The organism is Microcoleus sp. PH2017_09_SFU_O_A (genome assembly GCF_020738625.1).
In the GTDB taxonomy this organism is placed as follows: Bacteria; Cyanobacteriota; Cyanobacteriia; order Cyanobacteriales; family Microcoleaceae; genus Microcoleus.
In genome coordinates this window covers 36951-37932 of record NZ_JAEQCF010000086.1, presented here as the reverse complement: position 1 = coordinate 37932, position 982 = coordinate 36951, and the positions used below count along the sequence as shown (strand labels likewise).

General features: G+C 43.9%; 1 protein-coding gene. It reads left to right on the top strand.

Annotation, left to right across the window (positions count from 1 at the left end):
• Positions 1-253 precede the first annotated feature (253 nt).
• Positions 254-871, top strand: a complete 618-nt coding sequence (locus JGK16_RS26340) for a transposase (protein WP_293186735.1) — start codon at positions 254-256, stop codon at positions 869-871.
• Positions 872-982: the final 111 nt, after the last annotated feature.

Sequence of the window (982 nt, the reverse complement as noted above, 5' to 3'; positions counted from 1 at the left end):
CTGTGCCACAAAAAATCTTGTGGGGTGGGCTTCTAGCCCGTCACAGGCAAGATGCCTGTGCCACAAAAAATCTTGTGGGGTGGGCTTCTAGCCCGCCCCAATCTTTGTCACAGGCAAGATGCCTGTGCCACAAAAAATCTTGTGGGGTGGGCTTCTAGCCCGCCCCAATCTTTGTCACAGGCAAGATGTGGTATTGACCTCTTCCCTGGTTAAAGCTATTTTATATTAAGTTGTGATTGTACGAAGTAGTAGTATGATTCATAGAAATTTGAGTCAGGGAAGCAATCAGCAGTTGGGCGGGCAAGATGCCCATCCCAGCAACAAGTATCAATCTGTGATGAAGTCGGTTTCTAGGCTGGGCGGGCAAGATGCCCACCCCACCAACAATTATCAATCTTTGGTGGAACCAAAGTTGAAAATTACTTATAGGAATTTACCTCATTGGGAGTTAGATGGATCGGTCTATTTCATTACTTTTAATACTTGGGAAAAGCTAGAATTGACTCCGGCAGCTCAACAAGTAGTTTTTAATGCTTGCAACTTTTTTGACAAAAAAAGGTATGAGGTGTTTTGCTTGGTTGTAATGCCAGATCATGTGCATATGTTAATTCAGCCTTTGCCAAAGTCGAAGGATAAATTTTGGTCGCTCAGCAGCATTATGCACAGTATGAAAAGCTACAGTTCTAAGCAAATTCCGAAGGTGATGAAGCATATCGGTACTGTCTGGCAAGATGAGCGACATGACCGAATAGTCAGAGATGAAGGAGAATTTGATGGTTTTTGGGAATATATCAGGCAAAATCCTGTCAAAGCTGGTCTTTGTTTGACTCCAGACGAATATCCTTTTTTCTGTCAAATATCTGAAGGTTAGTGTCTGTCCTTTTATTTGTCACAGGCAAGATGCCTGTGCCACAAGCACTTTCACAGGCAAGATGCCTGTGCCACAAAAAATCTTGTGGGGTGGGCTTCTAGCCCGCCCCTA